The organism is Streptomyces sp. NPDC055243 (genome assembly GCF_044544025.1).
Taxonomy (GTDB): Bacteria; Actinomycetota; Actinomycetes; order Streptomycetales; family Streptomycetaceae; genus Streptomyces.
The window spans coordinates 91,170-109,171 of record NZ_JBITWR010000026.1 but is presented as its reverse complement, the minus strand read 5'-3'; the positions used below and the strand labels follow the sequence as shown (position 1 = coordinate 109,171).

The window sequence follows — 18,002 nt, the reverse complement described above, 5'->3', positions numbered from 1 at the left end:
CCCGCCCGGCGGCCGCGCGCTGCCCCCCCCGGTTTGGGGGGGGGGGGGGGGCCCCCCACACCCCGGCGCCCCGCGGGGGGGGGGGGGGCCCCCCCCCCCCCCCCCCCCCCCCCCACGTCAGGTCAGGTCAGAACGCCAGCGTCGCGAAGGACGCCGTCAGGAGCGCGCCGCCCGCCACCGCGAGGCCCCAGGCCGTACGAGGGAGGCGAAGACCCCCGGCGACCACCACCGCGGACAGCAGCAGCGCCCCGCCCAGGGGGAGCCACGCGTGCAGGAAACCGGGGCCGCCGGTGCGGACGACCTCGGAGGTGCCGGGCTTCACCGCCACCGGAATCCGCGCCCCCTCCTTCTCCGCGATCGAGCGGTCGATCTCGACCCGGTCGCGCGGCTTGAAGCCGGAGGCCGAGGAGGACGACGAAGGGGCGTACGGACCCACGCAGGTGTCCGACGAGCACCGCGTCACCCGCATCGTGCCCCGCTCCCGCTCACCGGAGAGCATCACGTGCTGCGCCGTGCCCCAGGACGCCCAGAACCCCGCGACCAGCAGCAGCGCCGCAAGCGCGCCCATGGCCGTCCGGCGTACGAGTAGCAGCGCAGTCATGGCGGCGATCCTTGGCCATGGCGCTGCGCTCAGTCAACAGCCCTGGGGCAACCGGTCAAGAGTTGTACGAACTCTGCGCCCGCTCAAGACCCTCGATCACCAGAGCCTCCGCCGCGTCCGCCGCCCGGTCCACGAAGTAGCCGAGCTCCTTGCGCTCCGCCGACGAGAAGTCCTTCAGGACGAAGTCCGCGACCTGCATGCGCCCCGGCGGACGCCCGATCCCGAACCGCACCCGGTGGTAGTCCGGGCCCATCGCCTTCGTCATCGACTTCAGACCGTTGTGGCCGTTGTCGCCGCCGCCCAGCTTCAGGCGCAGCGTGCCGTAGTCGATGTCCAGCTCGTCGTGGACCGCCACGATGTTCGCCGTCGGCACCTTGTAGAAGTCGCGCAGCGCCGTCACCGGACCGCCCGACACATTCATGTACGACATCGGCTTCGCCAGGACGACCCGGCGGTTCGCCGGTCCCACGGGGCCGATCCGGCCCTCCAGCACCTGCGCCTGCGTACGACCGCTCCGCTTGAACGAGCCGCCGATCCGCTCCGCCAGGAGATCGGCCACCATGAAGCCCACGTTGTGCCGGTTCATGGCGTACCCAGGGCCTGGATTGCCCAGACCCACGATCAGCCAGGGCGCGCTGGGGTCCGTCGTCATCTGCATGTCTCCTTCATAGCCCAACCGCCGCCCCGCGCAGGAGCGCGGAGCGGCGGTTGGCAGAGTTCGAACCAAGTCGAGCTCAGGCGTTCGCGGTCGAGGCTCAGGCCTCGGCGGCGGCGTCGCCCTCGGCCTCGGTCTCGGAGGCCTCCTCGGCCTGCGCGGCCAGAACCTGCAGGACGACGACGTCGTCCTCGACGTTCAGGGTGGTGCCGGCGGGCAGCGGGATGTCCTTGGCGAGGATGGTCGCGCCGGCCTCGAGGCCCGCGATGGAGACGGTGACCGACTCGGGGATGTGCGTGGCCTCGGCCTCGACGGGCAGCGCGTTCAGGACGTGCTCGAGCAGGTTGCCGCCCGGGGCGAGCTCGCCCTCGGTGTGGACGTAGATGTCGACGTTGACCTTCTCGCCCTGACGGACGAGGAGCAGGTCGACGTGCTCGAGGAAGCCCTTGATGGCGTCACGCTGGACGGCCTTCGGGATCGCCAGGTGCTTCTTGCCGTCGATGTCGAGGGCGAGAAGGACGTTGGACGTACGGAGCGCGAGGTGCAGCTCGTGGCCCGGAAGCGTGATGTGGACGGGGTCGGCGCCGTGACCGTAGACAACGGCCGGGACCTTGCTCTCGCGGCGGATGCGGCGGGCGGCGCCCTTGCCGAACTCGGTGCGGGTCTCGGCGGCGAGCTTGACCTCGGACATGTGCACTCCTCGTAAGTCAGAAATGTCGAATGGGGTCGGTTACCCGGCCATACGACTACTGGCCTGCTACGAAGAGCGCGTCGATAACGGACCGCCGTACTGCAATGAGTACGGCCTCCCTCGCCGAGCAACTCCGTGAGTCTACCCGGCGGGGGAGGCCGCCTCAAAGTTGATCTATCGAACCCGCGAGGGCTAGGCCTGCTCGTCGAAGAGGCTCGTGACCGAACCGTCCTCGAAGACCTCACGCACCGCGTTCGCGATGGTCGGCGCGATCGAGAGCACCGTGATCTTGTCGAGCTCCAGGTCACCCGGGTCGGGCAGCGTGTCCGTGAACACGAACTCGCTCACCTTGGAGTTCTTCAGACGGTCCGCGGCCGGGCCGGACAGCACGCCGTGCGTCGCCGTCACGATGACGTCCTCCGCACCGTGCGCGAACAGCGCGTCGGCGGCGGCGCAGATCGTGCCACCGGTGTCGATCATGTCGTCGACCAGGACGCAGACGCGGCCCTTCACCTCACCCACGACCTCGTGGACGGTGACCTGGTTGGCGACGTCCTTGTCACGGCGCTTGTGCACGATGGCCAGCGGGGCGCCGAGACGGTCGCACCAGCGGTCGGCGACACGCACGCGGCCGGCGTCGGGGGAGACCACCGTCAGCTTGTCGCGGTCGACCTTCGCGCCCACGTAGTCCGCGAGGATCGGCAGGGCGAAGAGGTGGTCGACCGGGCCGTCGAAGAAGCCCTGGATCTGGTCGGTGTGCAGGTCGACCGTGAGGATGCGGTCCGCACCCGCGGTCTTCATCAGGTCCGCCACCATGCGGGCCGAGATCGGCTCACGGCCGCGGTGCTTCTTGTCCTGGCGCGCGTAGCCGTAGAACGGCACGATCACGGTGATGGAGCGGGCCGACGCGCGCTTCAGCGCGTCGATCATGATCAGCTGCTCCATGATCCACTTGTTGATCGGAGCCGTGTGGCTCTGGATCAAGAAGCAGTCCGCGCCACGAGCCGACTCCTGGTACCGCACATAGATCTCGCCGTTGGCGAAATCGAAAGCCTTCGTCGGCACGATGCCGACACCCAGCTTGTGTGCGACCTCCTCGGCCAACTCGGGGTGGGCGCGGCCGGAGAAGAGCATCAACTTCTTCTCGCCGGTCGTCTTGATCCCGGTCACAGCACTTGTCTCCTCAGACGAGTTCTTCCCGCTGCCGAGTCCGCGCGTCCCGTGCGCTGAGTCGGCCGAAATGGTGTGCATCTATCACGGTACGCCGTGTCCGACGCACCTGTTTCCGGTCAGCTTCCGCTTGCCGAATTCCTGGACTCCCCGGACGCCGCCTCGGCCGCCCTCGCGGCCGCGCTGCCCGGACGCTTGCGCGCCACCCAACCCTCGATATTCCTTTGCTGGCCACGGGCCACGGCCAGCGAACCCGCAGGAACATCCTTCGTGATGACCGAACCCGCCGCCGTGTAGGCGCCGTCCCCGACCGTGACAGGAGCCACAAACATGTTGTCCGAACCGGTCTTGCAGTGCGAGCCCACCGTCGTGTGGTGCTTGGCCTCGCCGTCGTAGTTCACGAAGACGCTGGCGGCACCGATGTTGGTGAAATCACCGATCGTCGCGTCACCCACGTAGGAAAGGTGCGGGATCTTCGTCCCCTCACCGATCTTCGCGTTCTTCATCTCCACGTACGTGCCGGCCTTCGACTTCACACCGAGCCGGGTACCCGGCCGCAGATACGCGTACGGACCGACGCTCGCCTGCTCCCCGACCTCGGCGTCGTTCGCCACCGTGTTGTCCACGCGCGCGCCCGCGCCCACCCTGGTGTCCTTCAGGCGGGAGTTGGGCCCCACCTCGGAACCCTCACCGAGGTGCGTGGCGCCCTGGAGCTGCGTGCCCGGGTGCACGAGCGCGTCCTGCTCGTACGTCACCGTCGCGTCGATCCACGTCGAGGCGGGGTCCACGACCGTGACACCGGCCAGCATGGCCTCCGTCAGGAGGCGGTCGTTCAAGGTGCGGCGGGCCTGCGCCAGTTGCACCCGGTTGTTGATCCCCGCGATCTCCTGGTGATCACCGGCGACGGCGGCCCCCACCCGGTGCCCCGCCTCACGGAGGATTCCCAGCACGTCGGTGAGGTACTCCTCGCCCTGGCTGTTGTCCGTGCGCACCTTGCCGAGCGCCTTCGCGAGCAGCTGCCCGTCGAACGCGAAAACGCCGGAGTTGATCTCACGGATCAGGCGCTGCTTCTCGGTGGCGTCCTTGTGCTCGACGATGCCGGTCACCGCGCCGCTCTCGCCGTCCCGCACGATGCGGCCGTAGCCGGTCGCGTCCGGGACCTCGGCGGTCAGCACCGTCACGGCGTTGCCGTCGCCGGTGTGCGTGGCCGCCAGCTTCCGCAGGGTCGCGCCGGTCAGCAGCGGGGTGTCGCCGCAGACGACGATGACGGTCCCGTCCACGGCGCCGCCGAGCTCGTCCAGGCCGATGCGGACGGCGTGGCCGGTGCCCTTCTGCTCGCTCTGGTAGGCGGTGCGTACGTCGGGGGCGACGGCGGAGAGATGGCCGATGACCTGCTCGCGGGCGAACCCGACGACGGTGACGAGCCGCTCCGGGCTCAGCGCGTACGCGGCCTCGAGGACGTGCCCGATGAGGGAACGGCCGCAGATCTCGTGCAGGACCTTGGGGGTGGCCGACTTCATACGGGTGCCCTCACCCGCTGCGAGGACGACGACGGCTGCCGGGCAGTTGGCGCTCACGGGGATGCCCTTCGGCTTCGGATTGTGCGGGGAGTGGACATCCGCAGGATACCGGGGCGTTGTGGGGCGGAAATGAGGGCGGGTCCTGACCTTGCGGTCAGGACCCGAACGTAAGCAGCTCCCCCGCCAGGACTTGAACCCGGACAGATGGCACCAAAAGCCACAGTGCTGCCAATTACACCACGGGGGATTGAAGCGACCCAAATTGGACATTTGGCTAGGTCGCCGTTTCGGCACCCAACACTATGCCGTACCAAGCCCCTTCCATGCGACGGTAGAGATCGGCGCTTTGCCTCACATAGATCACGAGGCACCCGTAGTACCCGTCTCCCGTGTTCTTGCGCACGGTGCGGGGGTGGTGCTTTTTCAGGGTCGGCTTGCTGAACGCTCCCGCGTCGATGCCGACGACCTCTGCCCAGTGTCTTTCGGCGGCCGCCACGTCCGCGGATTCATGAATGCTGACGCGCAAGGTCAAGCGGTCGAGGCCGACGCCGAGCAGCGCCAGCCAGCGCATGTGGAGTCGGATCACGTTCGGGTCGCTGTTGATGAACTGGAGTACCTCGGTGCGGCGGTACGGCTTGTCCTTGGAGCCTTCGGCCCAATAGAGGGCGACTCCGGCGATGAGCAGCTCGCGGTCCGACAGCTCGCCGATCGCTGCCGCCGCTGCCTGCTTGGTCGCCCGGCGTTCGCGGTCCTGGTCGGCTCGCAGCCGTGCGAGTCCGGCGTTCATGCGTGCTCGTTGTTCCTCGGGCGTGCACTTGGGTTCTGGCTTCGGCAGGTCCCGCACCCACAGCGATACCGAACTCTTCGAGCAGCCCAGCTCGGCCTGGATCTCGTTGTACGTCCGGCCTTGGAGGCGCAGCTCCCGTGCCCGCTCCCGTAGGCCGTCCCTCGCCCTCGGGCGCTTGGTCCACGCGGCGGGAGGTTCGCCCTGCACGAGTCGGCTCAAGGTCTCCTTGTTGCGCACCCCGAGTTCCTCGGAGATCTGCCGCAGGCTCAGTCCCTCGCGCCGCAGCGCGATCGCCCGCTCTCGCAGGCCCTCGAAGTCCGCGTACTTGCTCGTGATTTCCGTCATGCGACGACCGTCGTCCGGAATGTGGACGTCCGGCCGGAAAGCGGGAGCGGTTCAACAGTTCGAGGGATTCCGGGTGGTTTCGCTTTGCGTCGAACGGCGCGTGCGTTCGATCACCGAGCACGAAACTCGCCGGAAAAGGAGGGCTTGTCGCCCGTAGGCTGGAAGGCATGACCACGACGGGGGAGAACCACAGCGCGGCCGTGACCGGGCCGTGGTGGTGGGAGCGGCGGCGCAGTGCCGTGCTGGATGTGGGGCTCGCGCTGGCATCGGCGGCGGAGTGCGGGGCCGAGGGGATCACGTTCGCGGGGGACACGGGGGTGCCCACGGGGGTGGGGATCGCGTTCGGGGTGCTGGCCGGCGCCTCGCTCGTGCTGCGGCGGCGGTGGCCGATCGCCGTGGTGCTCATCTCCATCGCGATCACGCCGGCTCAGATGGGGATCTTCCTGACGGTTGTCGGGCTCTACACCCTGGCCGCCTCCGAGCTGCCCCGGCGCATCATCGGGTCGCTCGCCGGGATGTCCCTGCTGGGCACGATGATCGTGACGCTGGTGCGGACCCGGCAGGACATGGAGAGCGGGGAGCTGGGGTTCGCCGAGGGGTTCATACCGTTCATCGCGATCACCACCTCCATCGGGCTCACCGCGCCGCCGATCCTGCTCGGTCTTTACGTCGGGGCCCGGCGGCGGCTCATGGAGAGCCTGCGGGAGCGTGCCGACAGTCTTGAGCGTGAGTTGCAGCTGCTGGCCGAGCGGGCCGAGGAGCGGGCCGAGTGGGCGCGCAACGAGGAGCGGACCCGGATCGCGCGGGAGATGCACGACGTCGTCGCGCATCGGGTGAGTCTGATGGTCGTGCATGCGGCGGCTTTGCAGGCTGTCGCTCGGAAAGATCCCGAGAAGGCCGTCAAGAACGCCGCCCTCGTCGGTGACATGGGGCGGCAGGCGCTGACCGAGCTGCGCGAGATGCTCGGTGTGCTGCGGACCGGGGAGACCCCGCCGGCCGCGGGTGGCCGGCACGGGTCGGTCTCCGCCGCGGTGCCGCTGGCCGCCGTGGGGTTCGCCGCCGCGGCCGCCGCCTCGCGTGCGGTGGACGAGGACGGGCCGTGCCTGGAGGAGATCGAGGAGCTGGTGGGGCAGTCCCGTGCCGCGGGGATGGCGGTGGACCTGTCCGTGGAGGGCGAGTCGCGTGCGTACGCGGCGGACGTGGAGCAGACCGCGTACCGCGTGGTCCAGGAGGCGTTGACCAACGTGCACAAGCACGCCGCGGGCGCCAAGACGTACGTACGCCTCGCGCACCGCGGTGCGGAGATCGCGATGCAGGTGGAGAACGAGCCGCCGCCGGAGGCGGGCTCCGGGGACGCCCGGCTGCCCAGTGGGGGCAACGGCCTGGTGGGCATGAAGGAGCGGGTCGTCGCGCTGGGCGGTGTCTTCGTGTCGGGGCCGACGGACGCGGGCGGCTTCCGGGTGTCGGCGGTACTGCCCGCGGCCGCGGCCTAGCTCCCCGGGGCTGTCGTCAGCTCGCCTTCAGGCGTTCCGGCTGGGTGCCCGATGCCAGGGTGGCCAGTGCCTCGTCGATGTGGGAGCCCAGGTACCAGTCGCCGCTGTGGTCGAGGCTGTAGACGCGGCCGTCCGCGTCGATGGCGAGCAGGGCCTGGGTCTCCGTCTCCTCTCCTATGGGGCAGACCTCGGTGTCGAGGGCGCGGCCCAGGTCGCCGAGGGTGCGGGCCAGGTGGAGGCCGTACAGCGGGTCCAGGTGCACGGCGGCGGGCGCTATGTGGCGGCCGGGGCCCTGCGGGGTGATGTGCAGTCCGCCGAACTCCGCCCACGCCTCGACGGCGGCGGGGAAGACGGCGTGCCGGTGGCCCGCCGGCGAGGTGTGGCGGCGCAGGACGTCGGCCCAGATCTCCGCCTGCTTTATGTCCCAGCGTCCGGGGCGCCAGCCCGCCGCGCGCAGGGCGGCGTCGACGGGGACGGGGAAGCGGGGCGACGCGGCGGTCGGCGCGGTGGGGTGGTCGGTGTGCTGTTCCGTGTGCATGGGCGGCCCTCGTTGCGGTTCGGCGGTTCGGCGGCTTGGTGGGGTCAGGATTCCGGGGTCGCGGGTTCCACGATCCGTACGCCGAAGTGCGCTGTGAGGGCGGTGCAGGAGCGGCACGGGCGGGCGAAGCCGCCGTGCAGGGGGTCGCCGTCCTCGCGGATGCGGCGGGTGGTGAGCTTGGAGTGCTTGAGGGCCTTGCGGGCCTCGCCGTTGGTCATCGGTTTTCGCGCCGCCCGTTTCGAGCGGCTCCCGTCGGCAGCCGTGAGGTGGCGCGAGATGAGGATGGCCTCGGCGCACCGCCCGGTGAAGCGTTCGCGCTGACCGCTTGTGAGGGTGTCGAGGAAGTCCTGTACGAGTGGGTGCAGAGCGGGCGGTTCCTCCCCGCGGCCCGCGGTGCAGGTGAGGGTCGCGCCGCGGACGGAGAGCGCCGCCGCGACGGTGGGAAGTATGCCGTCGCGGCGCTGGCGCAGCGTGGGCGCCTGCGCGGAGGTGCTGCTCCAGCCGACGCGCGGGTCCCCCGCGCCGTCGTGGTGCTCGGCGGTCGCCGAGGGCGCCGTCGTGGCCGCCGTGCGGCCTGCCGTACCGGTCTGTGCCGTGTGCATGGTGGTGCTTCCCTCCCCGCAACTCGCGGTGTGACCGCGTGTGCCACGCCCCCGCGTTGCGGTGACAGCCTGCCAAATGGGGCGGGTGGTGCGGAAGCTGGGGCACCGCGACACGCCCGGCTTTCGTCGCACGGTGACGGTCCGGTGGCTGCTGGTCATGGAACCGGAGGCCCGGTGACCCGTGTCGTCCTTACGCATAGGCTGTCGACATCCGCAGACCGCGGAACGCAGGACGAAGTACGCACAATCCACGCACAGCGACATCCACGCACGGCGCCGTCCGTGCACAGCGATCCGCAGAACTCACAGTGCCGCAGGGGGCAACCGCCATGACGACAGGTCGGCTGGGGCAGCAAGCCGCGCCGCCGAACGCGGCCTACGCCGGGCAGGTCGTGCACTTCCCGGATCCGGTCCGGGCCACGCGCCACCCCAGAGGGGTGCGCGTGGACGAGCACGGCTATCCGGACTTCTCCGTCTACGCGCGTGCGGCCGCCGAGATCGCCGAGCCCCCGGAGGGCTTCGGCGTCGACGAGCTGCGCCTGACGGACTACGTCTCCGCGAACGCGGCGCTGGCCGCGGCGGACCACGAGCTGTGGGACACGATTCCGCCGGTGGCGACCCCGCACGGCTGGACCTGGCACCACGTGCCGGGCGGCAGGCGCCTGGAGCTGGTCCCGGTGGAGGTGAAGGCGCTCCTGCGGCACCACGGCGGGCTCGCCACGACGCCGGTGGACCAGGACAAGCGGGGCACGCGCCCGCTCCAGGAGACCCGTCCCGCGCATCTCGCGCTGCCGAAGTCGGCGGTCGCGGTGAGCGAGCAGGAGGTCCTCGGCGCCGAGGAGGAGCTGGGCTACCGGCTGCCCGGCGCCTACCGCTCCTTCCTGAAGGCGGCGGGCGGCTGCGCGCCGGTCGGCGCGGCGCTGGACGCGGAGCTCGGCCTCCTGATCGACCAGCCGTTCTTCACGGTGCGGGACGAGGCAGCGGTCAACGACCTGGTGTACGTGAACAAGTGCCTGCGCGACCATCTCACCAAGGACTACTTGGGAGTTGGTTTCGTGCAGGGCGGCATTCTCGCCGTGAAGGTCAAGGGCGACCGGATCGGTTCGGTGTGGTTCTGCGCGTACGACGACGCACGGGACGTCTCGGAAACGGCTGCCTGGCAGCCCGCCGAGCGGGTGCAGCGGCTGCTGCTGCCGTGCGGTGACGACTTCGACGCGTTCTTGTCCCGGCTCGCGGGGAACCCGCCGGAGCTGGAGACCGTGGCGAACCTGATGGTGGACGGCGGCTTCGCGCGCGCCGTCCCGGTGGGGGAGTGACTTGTCGATGGTGACCTTCGCGCAGGCGCAGGAGCGCGCCGAGGAGTGGATCAACGGCGATGTGCCCGGATACCAGCACCGCGAGGTGCGGGTGCGGGAGTTCGAGCTCGGTTTCGTCGTGTGGGCGGAGGACCGTGAGAACGGTCCGGTGTCCGACGGCGGCCGTCAGCGGCTCGTCATCGCGCGCGACAGCGGCGATGCCTCGCTCTGGCCGGGCCTGCCGGTCGGTGAGGTGATCCGCCGGTACGAAGAGGAGTACGGCGCCCCTGAGGTGGCGCCGCAGGACGCGGCGCCGGCTCCGCCGGAGCGGGTCGACCTGAATCAGACGTCGTTCCTGTTGAGCCCTCCGGAGTGGCTCCAGGAGGCGGCGGACAAGCTGGGCATCCCTGATCGGCGGGCGGAGTCCGCGAAGGCGGGCGCGGCCGCGGCTGCGGACGCGGGGTTGTCTCCTGCTCCGGAGGCGTCCGACGAGGGTGTGGGGTACGGCGGTTCGGCGCCGTCCGCGCCGTCTGCGCCGTCTGTGCCGTCCGCGCCTGCCGAGACCGCGGCGCCTGTCGCGTCCGCGGCTCCCGAAGCGCCCGGTGGCGGTACGCCGTGGCCCGCGGCCGGGGGGTCGGGTGAGCCCGTCGAGGACACCCCGTGGGCCGGTACGGACACCAACGCCGACTCCGGTGACGACCGTTCGGTACCGGCGCCCGCGACGGTGTTCGCGCCGCCGCTGGTCGGCGGTGACGATGACGACGTCCGGCCGCCCGGTGTGGCGCCGGAGGCCAAGACCGCGCTGATGCGCGGCGGCAGCGGCCTTCCGTCGACCACGGTGGCGCCCGCGCTCGACGGCCCGAACCTGCCGCCTCCGGGTGCCGGTGCGCCCGACGCGTCCGCGTACGGCTATCCGCAGGGGCCCGGTCCGCGGACCCCGGCGGCTCCGGGGCCGAACCTGCCCCCGCCGCCCGCCGGTGCCGCGGTGAACATGCCGCCGCCTCCGGGCGTGAGCCCGCCGGACCCGTCCACGTACGGCTACCCGCAGGGTCCCGCTCCCGGAGCCGCTCAGCACTCCGTGCCGCCCGGCTCCGGGGACATCGCCGACGCCGCGACCAGCAAGGCGCAGGCGCCGCCGCGCGGTGCGCGTGGCGGCGGTGCGGTCACGCCGCCGCCTCCCGGTGCCCCGGGTACGCCCGGTGTGCCCCAGGGGAGTACGCCGCCGCCGTCCGGTCCCGGTGCTCCGGGCACCCCGGCGGGGGGTTACGTCCCGACGCAGCTCGTATCGGCGCTGGGCCCCGACGGACCTCAGCCGCCCGCGGCTCCCGACGCCCCGCAGCCGCCGAACGCACCCGGCACCCCGCCTCCCGGCGGCGGTGTCCACCACGCGGCCACGATGCTGGCCGACCCGAGCCTGGGTGGCCCCGGCGGGATCAAGCCGCCGGGTGCTCCTGGTGCTCCGGGTGCTCCCGGAGCTCCGGGTGCCCCTGGAGCTCCTGGTGCGCCGCAGCCTCCCGGCCCGCCCGGTGCTCCGGGTACGCCTCCCGGCGGGGTGCACCACGCGGCGACGATGCTGGCGGACCCGAGCCTGGGTGGCCCCGGCGGGATCAAGCCGCCTGGTGCTCCCGGTGCTCCTGGTGCTCCTGGTGCTCCTGGTGCGCCGCAGCCTCCCGGTCCGCCCGGTGCTCCGGGCGGAGGTGCGCCGCAGCCTCCTGGTGCTCCCGGCACCCCCGGTGCGCCCGGCGGTGGCGTCCACCACGCGGCGACCATGCTGGCCGGGCCCGCGGTCGGCGGCCCCGGCGCGCCCCTGCCGCCGCAGGCCCCGGGCGCTCCCGGCGCTCCGGGTGCCCCCGGCATGCCGCCTCCCATGCAGGGCCGGCCCGGTCAGCCCGCTCCCGGTCAGCCCTACGGCTATCCGCAGCCGCCCGCAGGTCAGCCGACCGTCGGGCCCGGCTACCAGGCCGTACTCCGCTATCGCGCGCAGGACGGCTCCGAGCAGCAGCTCATCCGCCGCTCGGCGCCCGGTACCCCGCACCCGGAGTGGCAGATCCTGCACGAGCTGCGCGGCATGAACGTGCCGCCGCAGCAGGTGCTCGAACTCCACACCGAGCTGGAGTCCTGCGAGCTGCCGGGCGCGTACTGCGCCCGGATGATCCGCGAGACCTGGCCGCAGGCGCGGATCACGAGCATCGCCCCGTACGGCAGGGACCACGCGTCCCGGCAGGGCGGCATGCAGCAGCTCATCGCGCACCAGGCCGAGTTGCACCAGGTCGCGGACGGTCCGGCGCGCCCGGCGCCGGTGCGCGCGCCGCTGCCGCAGGTGCAGCCCGCGCCGCCGATCCCGCCGGAGGGCGTGGCGCAGGAGCTGGTGGGCGCGTTCGGGCCCGGCATCTTCCGCTTCGACCAGCGGGCGGTCTCCCGGCAGGGCGTGCCCGACCTCGTGGCGCACACGCTCGTCGTGGCGGGCCTGCCCGTCGACTTCGGTCCGTTCTTCTGGGCGCAGGCCCAGCCGGGTCGGCCGGTGCCGACCCTCGCCGAGACGGCGCAGGAGCGGGGGGTGCAGCCGGCGTCGGACGCGGGCTCGTACCTCGTCATGGGCAGCGACTTCGGCCGCGCGATCTGCGTCCAGTACGGCACGGCGAACATCGTCGCCGTGCCCGTGGAGGCGGGACCCGGCGGCGCCCCGGTGGCGCCGCAGTTCGTGAACACGGGTCTTCCCGAGTTCGCGCGCTGCCTGGCACTCCTCGGCCGCATGTGGCGGTTGCGGTTCGGGCTGAACCAGGAGCAGGCGGGGCGCTGGACCGTGGACTTCCAGGGGCAGCTGGCGGCGCTGGACCCGGCGGCGCTCGCTTCGCCGGAGAGCTGGTGGTCGGTGCTGCTCGAGCAGATGTGGGACGGGCTTCTGTAGCCCCCTCGCCGTGGTGAACGAGGCGCTCGACCCTGTGCGTGGGTCGGGCGCCTCGTGCGTTGTCCCGACGAGTGCGAACCCGATTCCGGCTTCTGGTGGCAAATAGAGCATCCTTGAGCGGATGACATGCGCGGAGTGTCGCGTTATGAGCGCTTCCGCTTGATCCATCAAGATGTGCGCCAATCGCGTAATACGCGCGTGGTGCGTCGGAGGAGGGATTCAAGGATGAGCAGCGGTGCAACGGCGTCGGAGCACGGCTTCGTCGCCGTGCGCGGACGTGGCTACCGTCCCGAGCAGGTGGACGCGTACGCCTTCGATCTGTCCCAGGACCGCGACGGCGCGTGGGAACGTGCCGCCCGGCTCACCGTCCTCGCCAAGGAGATGGAGGCGGAGGCGGAGCGGCTGCGGGACGTGGTGTCGCGGCTCGCGCCTCAGACGTACGAGAATTTGAGCGAGCGCGCGCGGAACATCCTCGCCCTGGGCGAGGAGGAGGCCGCGGCCGTGCGGGCAGCGGCCGAGGCGGACGTGCAGCGCGTGACGGAGGCGGCCGACGCGGAGGCCCGGGAGGTCCGTGAGGCCGCTCGCGCGTACGCCGACGAGGTCCTCGGCGAGGCCGAGGAGCGGGCCCGGCAGCGGCTGCTCGCCTGCCGCGCCGCCGCGGACGAGTCGCGGATCGCGGCCCGCCGTGACGTGAAGGAGTGGCGGGGCGAGGCCCTTGCCGCGCTGCGGGAGACGCGGCAGCGCAGTGCCGCGCTCCTGGAGGAGCAGGAGAAGGAGCACGCGGAGCGCTGGGAGGCCGCCGAGCGGGAGATCGCCCTGCGGGAAGCGGAGGCGGCGGCCGCGGAGGCCTCGCTCGTCGCTGCCGCGGAGGCCCGCCTCTCCGAGGCGAAGCGGGCCTCGGTCGAGGCGGAGGAGTCCGCCCGGCACGGGCAGGAGGACGCGGAGGCGCGGGGCGCCGAGTTGCTCGCTGCCGCGAGGGTGCGGGAGGAGCAGGTCGGGCGGGAGACGGAGCGGATGCTGCGGGAGCACGGGGAGGAGTGGGACGAGGTGCGGGCGCACATGGAGCATGTGCGCAGTAGCCTCGCTGCCCTGACCGGGCGGGCTGCCGCCGAGGGTGCCCCCTAGCTGGGCGGGGCGTTTCAGGCCGCCGCTTCGCGGCGATTCTTTCCCGCCCACCCACCCGATTTCCCCGCGTCGAGCCTTCCTGGAAGGGGCGGGGGTGGGTGATCAGCTCGCGTCGGCTCCTGAGGGGTGGGTGATCAGCTCGCGGCGAGTGTCATCTCCTCGTCACCCCCGCCAAGATCCAGCCCTCCACCGCCTCGTACCGCTTGCGCTGTTCCTCCGATTCCCTGGGGCCTGACGACACCGTGCCCAGCCAGCCCAGGAAGAAGCCGAGGGGGATGGAGGCCAGGCCTGTTGTGGTGAAGGGGAACCAGTTGAAGTCGTGGTTCGGGAAGGCTGATGTGGGGGCGCCCGAGACCAGGTTGGTGCCCGTCATGAGGATGACCGAGCCGAGCGTGCCGCCGATCAGGGTCCAGAGCAGGCCCCTGCGGGTGTAGCGGCGCCAGAAGAGGCTGTAGACGAGTGCCGGGGCGAGGGCGGACGCGCCCAGGCAGAACGACAGCGTGACCAGTGGCTGGAGGTTGTGGTGCTGGACCATGACCGCCAGGGCGATCGCCAGGCCCCCTATGGCCAGCGCCGAGACGCGGGCCAGTGTCATCTCCCGGCGTGGGGTCAGCTCCCTGCGCAGATGCGCGAAGACGTCGTGCGCCAGGGAATTGGCGCAGGCCAGGATCATTCCGGCGACCGAGGCCAGCAGCGTCAGGAAGATCGCCGTGGTGACCGTCGTGAAGACGAGGGTCTCCGCCGTCGACGCGTTCGCGCCGAACACCGCCTTGGAGCCGAGGAGATAGGCCGTGTTGCCCTGCGGGTCCGCCTGTGCGATGGCCGCCCGTCCGAGCATCGCCGTCGCGCCGAAGCCGACGATCGCGATGATCAGTACGAAGAGGGCCACCGACGACACCGCCCAGGACAGCGAGCGGCGTACCTCGCGCGCACTGCGCGCCGTGTACATCCGCATCGTGACGTGCGGCAGGCACGCGCCGCCGAGCACCACCGTCAGCTCCGAACTGATCATGTCCAGGCGGGGGTTGGGGCCGCCCGCGAACTGCAGTCCGGACTGGAGGAAGGCCGGGCCGACCCCGCTGCCCTTCTCGGCGGCGGCGAGCAGCGCGCCCGGGTCCCAGTCGAAGCGGCGCAGGATCAGGGCGGCGATGACCACTCCGGAGCCGAGCAGCATCACGATCTTCAGGATCTGGATGAGGGCGGTGCCCTTCATGCCGCCGATCGCCGCGTAGCTGATCATGAGCGCGCCGAGCGCGACGACGCAGCCCGTCTTCACGCCTTCGCCGGAGAAGCCGAGGATGAAGGAGAGCAGATCGCCCGCGCCCGCCAGTTGCACCAGCATGAGCGGGATCAGCGCGGCCAGCGTCGCCGCGCACGCGGTGATGCGTACGGCGCGGCCCGGCATCCGGCGGGTCAGTACGTCGCCCATGGTGAACTGGCCCGCGTTGCGCAGGGGTTCGGCCAGCAGGAACATCAGGAGCATGAGGGAGAGGGCCGTGCTCAGGGCCAGGACGACCCCGTCGTACCCGAGGAGCGCGATCACTCCGCCCGTGCCGAGCACGGTCGCCGCCGAGATGTAGTCGCCCGCGATGGCCAGGCCGTTGCGCATCGGTGAGAGGGCGCCGTAGCCGGTGTAGAACTCGCCGAGGTTGTCGCGGTCGGGGCCCGTCATCACGCACAGGAGCAGCGTGAGGGTGACGACGGCGGTGAACGCCACCAGGGACATGGCCTGGGCCGAGTCGGTGGCCAGCGTGATGTCGGAGCGGGTCAGCGGGGACGGGGGGCCGGTCAGAGGGGAGCGGGAGTTCATCGGTTGGCCTCCAACTCCGCCAGTTTGCGCAGGCGTTCGGCCAGCGGGTCGACCCTGCGGCGGGCGGTGTACTCGTACAGCGCTATGGCCAGCAAGGTGACGGGCACCTGGCACAGGCCGAGCAGCAGGCCGGTGGAGAGGCCGCCGGAGACCGTGCCCGTCATCAGGGTCGGGGCGAACGCGGAGAGGATCAGGAAGAGCGTGAAGTAGCCGAGCGCCGTGAGGGTGGCGACGCGGCGCTGCCAGCGGTAGGCGCTGCGCAGGTGGCGCAGGTCGCTGTGGCGGCCAAGTGCGGGGTGGCGGGGGAGCCTTGGGGGTGGTGGGGGGTCCGGTGGCGCGACGGGCTGCCAGGGATAGGTGGGGTAGGAGGGGGAGGAGCTGTGCGGGGGGAGGTGGGGGTGGTAGGCGTGATGCGGGTGCTGGGGTTGAGGGCTCTGAGGGCTCTGAGGGCTCTGAGGGCTCTGAGGGCTCTGAGGGCGTTGAGGGTTCTGAGGGGGTTGCTGGGGGCGGTGCGGGCGCTGGGGTTGATGAGGGTAGGACATCCCGGTTCTCCTTGCGCGGCGTCGGTCCGGTGCGGGACCGCAGGGAGCGAGAGGTGAGAATCGAGCACGTTACTTGTAAGTAGTAGAGCCGCGTAAGGTTTTGCACATACTGGTTGGTCGGTCTATTCGGCCGGTTTGTTCATAGGGCGTTCGCGCGGGGTCGGTTCGGGGTTTTCCTGGCCCTTCAGGGCCTCTGACTCCCCGTTTTCCGGGGTTTCCGTCCCGATTACCGGAAAGCGCCGAGGCGCCAGGAACACCAGAACGAGGAGTGCGATCACCGCCGCGCACCCCGCTCCCACGTACACCGTGTCGACCGCCGAATCGACCGCGCGGCGCAGCCGTTCGGGGTCGGCGACCGCGGCCGGGTTCTCCAGGGCGTGGGCCACCGAGTCCAGGGAGCCCGCGCCGCCGAGCCGCGAGGTGAGCACCCCGTTGGCCACCGCGCCGAAGAGCGCGGCGCCCAGGGTCTGGCCGATCTGGCGGCAGAAGAGGATGGACGCGGTGGCCGTGCCGCGCTCGGACCAGCCGACGCTGGACTGCACCCCGATGATCAGCGGCAGCTGGAAGAGGCCGAGTGCCGCGCCGAGCAGCAGCATGATCAGGGCCGGCTGCCAGGCCTGCCCCGGGTAGGGCAGGAGGGGGAACGCGAAGAGGACGAGGGCGGCCCCGCCGATGCCGATGAGCGCCGTGTCGCGGAAGCCGAGCCTGCGGTAGACGTGCTGGCTCAGGGCGGCGGAGACCGGCCAGCTCAGGGTCATCACGGAGAGCACGAACCCGGCGGCGATCGGCGCGAGGCCGAGCACGGACTGGGCGTACGTCGGCAGGAACACGGTGGGCGCGACCATCAGGAGGCCGAGCGCGCCCAGGGCGAGGTTGACCGCCGCGATGGTGCGCCGGCGCCAGACCCAGCCGGGGATGATCGGCTCCGCCGCGCGCCGCTCGATGACCACGACGGCCCCGGCCAGCAGCAGTCCGCCCGCGAACAGCGCCAGTGACTGGGCGGAGAGCCAGCCCCAGGCGACGCCGCCCTGCACGAGCGCGGTGAGCAGGACGCCACCGCAGGCGAAGACGGTGAGCGCGCCCGCCCAGTCGGTGCGCCCCCGGGTGACCGCCTCGCGCTGCGGCTCGTGCAGGTGGCGCACGATCAGCCAGAGGGCGACCGCCCCGATGGGCAGATTGATCAGGAAGATCCAGCGCCAGTCGGCGTACGCGGCGATCAGGCCGCCGAGACCCGGCCCCGCGATCGAGGAGGCGGCCCACACGGTGGACAACTTGGCCTGGATCTTGGGGCGTTCCTTGAGCGGATAGAGGTCGGCGGCGAGCGTCTGCACCGTGCCCTGGAGCGCGCCGCCGCCCAGGCCCTGGATGACGCGGAAGGCGATCAGCGCCCCCATGTTCCAGGCCAGGGCGCACAGGGCCGAGCCGATCAGGAAGAGGACGCTGCCCGCGATGAGGACGGGCTTGCGGCCGAAGGTGTCGGAGAGCTTGCCGTAGATGGGCAGGGTGACGGTGACGGCGAGCAGATAGCCGGAGAAGAGCCAGGAGAAGACGGAGAAGCCGCCGAGGTCGCCGACGATCTGCGGGATGGCGGTCGAGACGATGGTGGAGTCCAGGGCGGCGAGCGCCATGGCGAGCATGAGGGCGGCGACGACGGGGCCGCGCCGCCCGCTGCCGGTGGCGTTCGAACGTATGCCGTCCGTGCCCGAACCTGCCGCGCCGCCCGCTCCGGCTGTGCCCACCGAGATTCCTTCCCCCTGCATCTAATTGCTCCGGGCCACCTTCTCACCCGGTGGGTTCCGAGGGCAGGGGTGGAGAACATCTCGGCAGGTGGGTCGGGGTGTGGTCAGCAGGAGGGTGGAGTGACCCCGAGAGCGGCTCCACCGGCGGGTGGAGATCCCTTAAGGGATCCTCCGTACTACG

General features: G+C 71.6%; 15 protein-coding genes and 1 tRNA gene. 4 read left to right on the top strand and 12 right to left on the bottom strand.

Annotation, left to right across the window (positions count from 1 at the left end):
- Positions 1 to 127: 127 nt before the first annotated feature.
- The 7 genes from ACIGXX_RS42245 to ACIGXX_RS42215 all read right to left on the bottom strand — a co-directional run bounded on the left by ACIGXX_RS42245 (position 128) and on the right by ACIGXX_RS42215 (position 5,769).
- Positions 128 to 601: a hypothetical protein gene (locus ACIGXX_RS42245; RefSeq protein WP_351162975.1), complete on the bottom strand. Its 474-nt coding sequence runs from the start codon at positions 599 to 601 to the stop codon at positions 128 to 130.
- 55 nt (positions 602 to 656) lie between these two features.
- Positions 657 to 1,259 carry an aminoacyl-tRNA hydrolase gene (gene pth, locus ACIGXX_RS42240; protein WP_249589448.1) on the bottom strand — a complete coding sequence of 201 codons (603 nt, stop codon included), beginning with the start codon at positions 1,257 to 1,259 and terminating at the stop codon, positions 657 to 659.
- A 97-nt stretch (positions 1,260 to 1,356) separates the two neighbouring features.
- Complete coding sequence (locus tag ACIGXX_RS42235; RefSeq protein WP_351162978.1) at positions 1,357 to 1,947, bottom strand: 50S ribosomal protein L25/general stress protein Ctc; 591 nt, start codon at positions 1,945 to 1,947, stop codon at positions 1,357 to 1,359.
- Between the two features lie 192 nt (positions 1,948 to 2,139).
- Positions 2,140 to 3,117, bottom strand: coding sequence for a ribose-phosphate diphosphokinase (locus ACIGXX_RS42230; RefSeq protein ID WP_351162981.1), 978 nt, complete (start codon positions 3,115 to 3,117; stop codon positions 2,140 to 2,142).
- A gap of 119 nt (positions 3,118 to 3,236) precedes the next feature.
- A complete protein-coding gene (glmU, locus tag ACIGXX_RS42225) occupies positions 3,237 to 4,694 on the bottom strand; it encodes a bifunctional UDP-N-acetylglucosamine diphosphorylase/glucosamine-1-phosphate N-acetyltransferase GlmU (RefSeq protein WP_351162983.1) in 1,458 nt (485 codons plus the stop codon).
- A 118-nt stretch (positions 4,695 to 4,812) separates the two neighbouring features.
- A tRNA-Gln gene (locus tag ACIGXX_RS42220) sits at positions 4,813 to 4,884 on the bottom strand.
- Positions 4,885 to 4,911: 27 nt separating this feature from the next.
- Positions 4,912 to 5,769 (bottom strand): hypothetical protein, encoded by an 858-nt coding sequence (locus ACIGXX_RS42215; RefSeq protein WP_351162986.1) that lies wholly within the window; start codon positions 5,767 to 5,769, stop codon positions 4,912 to 4,914.
- Positions 5,770 to 5,936: 167 nt separating this feature from the next.
- Here ACIGXX_RS42215 and ACIGXX_RS42210 point away from each other — a divergent pair, with 167 nt between their 5' ends.
- Positions 5,937 to 7,262: a sensor histidine kinase gene (locus ACIGXX_RS42210; RefSeq protein WP_399984277.1), complete on the top strand. Its 1,326-nt coding sequence runs from the start codon at positions 5,937 to 5,939 to the stop codon at positions 7,260 to 7,262.
- A gap of 16 nt (positions 7,263 to 7,278) precedes the next feature.
- On the opposite strand, the gene ACIGXX_RS42205 is transcribed toward ACIGXX_RS42210, so the two are convergent.
- The gene (locus ACIGXX_RS42205; protein WP_351162990.1) at positions 7,279 to 7,800 is read right to left on the bottom strand and encodes an SUKH-3 domain-containing protein; all 522 of its coding nucleotides are present in this window, start codon (positions 7,798 to 7,800) and stop codon (positions 7,279 to 7,281) included.
- 44 nt (positions 7,801 to 7,844) lie between these two features.
- On the bottom strand, positions 7,845 to 8,402 hold the full coding sequence (locus ACIGXX_RS42200; RefSeq protein WP_351162992.1) for a YwqJ-related putative deaminase: 558 nt from the start codon (positions 8,400 to 8,402) through the stop codon (positions 7,845 to 7,847).
- Positions 8,403 to 8,731: 329 nt separating this feature from the next.
- Between ACIGXX_RS42200 and ACIGXX_RS42195 the strand changes: the two genes are divergently transcribed.
- From ACIGXX_RS42195 to ACIGXX_RS42185, 3 genes are all read left to right on the top strand, one after another.
- The gene (locus ACIGXX_RS42195; RefSeq protein WP_351162994.1) at positions 8,732 to 9,718 is read left to right on the top strand and encodes an SMI1/KNR4 family protein; all 987 of its coding nucleotides are present in this window, start codon (positions 8,732 to 8,734) and stop codon (positions 9,716 to 9,718) included.
- Positions 9,719 to 9,725: 7 nt separating this feature from the next.
- Entirely contained in the window at positions 9,726 to 12,605 is a 2,880-nt protein-coding gene (locus ACIGXX_RS42190) for an SUKH-4 family immunity protein (protein ID WP_399984270.1), read from the top strand.
- Between the two features lie 225 nt (positions 12,606 to 12,830).
- The gene (locus tag ACIGXX_RS42185; RefSeq protein ID WP_361470013.1) at positions 12,831 to 13,730 is read left to right on the top strand and encodes a cellulose-binding protein; all 900 of its coding nucleotides are present in this window, start codon (positions 12,831 to 12,833) and stop codon (positions 13,728 to 13,730) included.
- Positions 13,731 to 13,881: 151 nt separating this feature from the next.
- Here ACIGXX_RS42185 and ACIGXX_RS42180 read toward each other — a convergent pair whose 3' ends face one another.
- The 3 genes from ACIGXX_RS42180 to ACIGXX_RS42170 form a co-directional block, all read right to left on the bottom strand.
- Complete coding sequence (locus tag ACIGXX_RS42180; RefSeq protein WP_361470063.1) at positions 13,882 to 15,456, bottom strand: cation acetate symporter; 1,575 nt, start codon at positions 15,454 to 15,456, stop codon at positions 13,882 to 13,884.
- 80 nt (positions 15,457 to 15,536) lie between these two features.
- Positions 15,537 to 16,082 (bottom strand): DUF485 domain-containing protein, encoded by a 546-nt coding sequence (locus ACIGXX_RS42175; protein ID WP_399984266.1) that lies wholly within the window; start codon positions 16,080 to 16,082, stop codon positions 15,537 to 15,539.
- 122 nt (positions 16,083 to 16,204) lie between these two features.
- The gene (locus tag ACIGXX_RS42170) at positions 16,205 to 17,842 is read right to left on the bottom strand and encodes an MFS transporter (RefSeq protein ID WP_399984263.1); all 1,638 of its coding nucleotides are present in this window, start codon (positions 17,840 to 17,842) and stop codon (positions 16,205 to 16,207) included.
- Positions 17,843 to 18,002 lie beyond the last annotated feature (160 nt).

Coding starts and splice junctions, on each gene's coding strand:
- ACIGXX_RS42245 (WP_351162975.1), bottom strand. CDS start 601: ATGACTGCGCTGCTACTCGTACGCCGGACGGCCATGGGCGCGCTTGCG.
- pth (WP_249589448.1), bottom strand. CDS start 1,259: ATGCAGATGACGACGGACCCCAGCGCGCCCTGGCTGATCGTGGGTCTG.
- ACIGXX_RS42235 (WP_351162978.1), bottom strand. CDS start 1,947: ATGTCCGAGGTCAAGCTCGCCGCCGAGACCCGCACCGAGTTCGGCAAG.
- ACIGXX_RS42215 (WP_351162986.1), bottom strand. CDS start 5,769: ATGACGGAAATCACGAGCAAGTACGCGGACTTCGAGGGCCTGCGAGAG.
- ACIGXX_RS42210 (WP_399984277.1), top strand. CDS start 5,937: ATGACCACGACGGGGGAGAACCACAGCGCGGCCGTGACCGGGCCGTGG.
- ACIGXX_RS42205 (WP_351162990.1), bottom strand. CDS start 7,800: ATGCACACGGAACAGCACACCGACCACCCCACCGCGCCGACCGCCGCG.
- ACIGXX_RS42200 (WP_351162992.1), bottom strand. CDS start 8,402: ATGCACACGGCACAGACCGGTACGGCAGGCCGCACGGCGGCCACGACG.
- ACIGXX_RS42195 (WP_351162994.1), top strand. CDS start 8,732: ATGACGACAGGTCGGCTGGGGCAGCAAGCCGCGCCGCCGAACGCGGCC.
- ACIGXX_RS42190 (WP_399984270.1), top strand. CDS start 9,726: ATGGTGACCTTCGCGCAGGCGCAGGAGCGCGCCGAGGAGTGGATCAAC.
- ACIGXX_RS42185 (WP_361470013.1), top strand. CDS start 12,831: ATGAGCAGCGGTGCAACGGCGTCGGAGCACGGCTTCGTCGCCGTGCGC.
- ACIGXX_RS42180 (WP_361470063.1), bottom strand. CDS start 15,456: ATGTCCCTGGTGGCGTTCACCGCCGTCGTCACCCTCACGCTGCTCCTG.
- ACIGXX_RS42175 (WP_399984266.1), bottom strand. CDS start 16,082: ATGTCCTACCCTCATCAACCCCAGCGCCCGCACCGCCCCCAGCAACCC.
- ACIGXX_RS42170 (WP_399984263.1), bottom strand. CDS start 17,842: ATGCAGGGGGAAGGAATCTCGGTGGGCACAGCCGGAGCGGGCGGCGCG.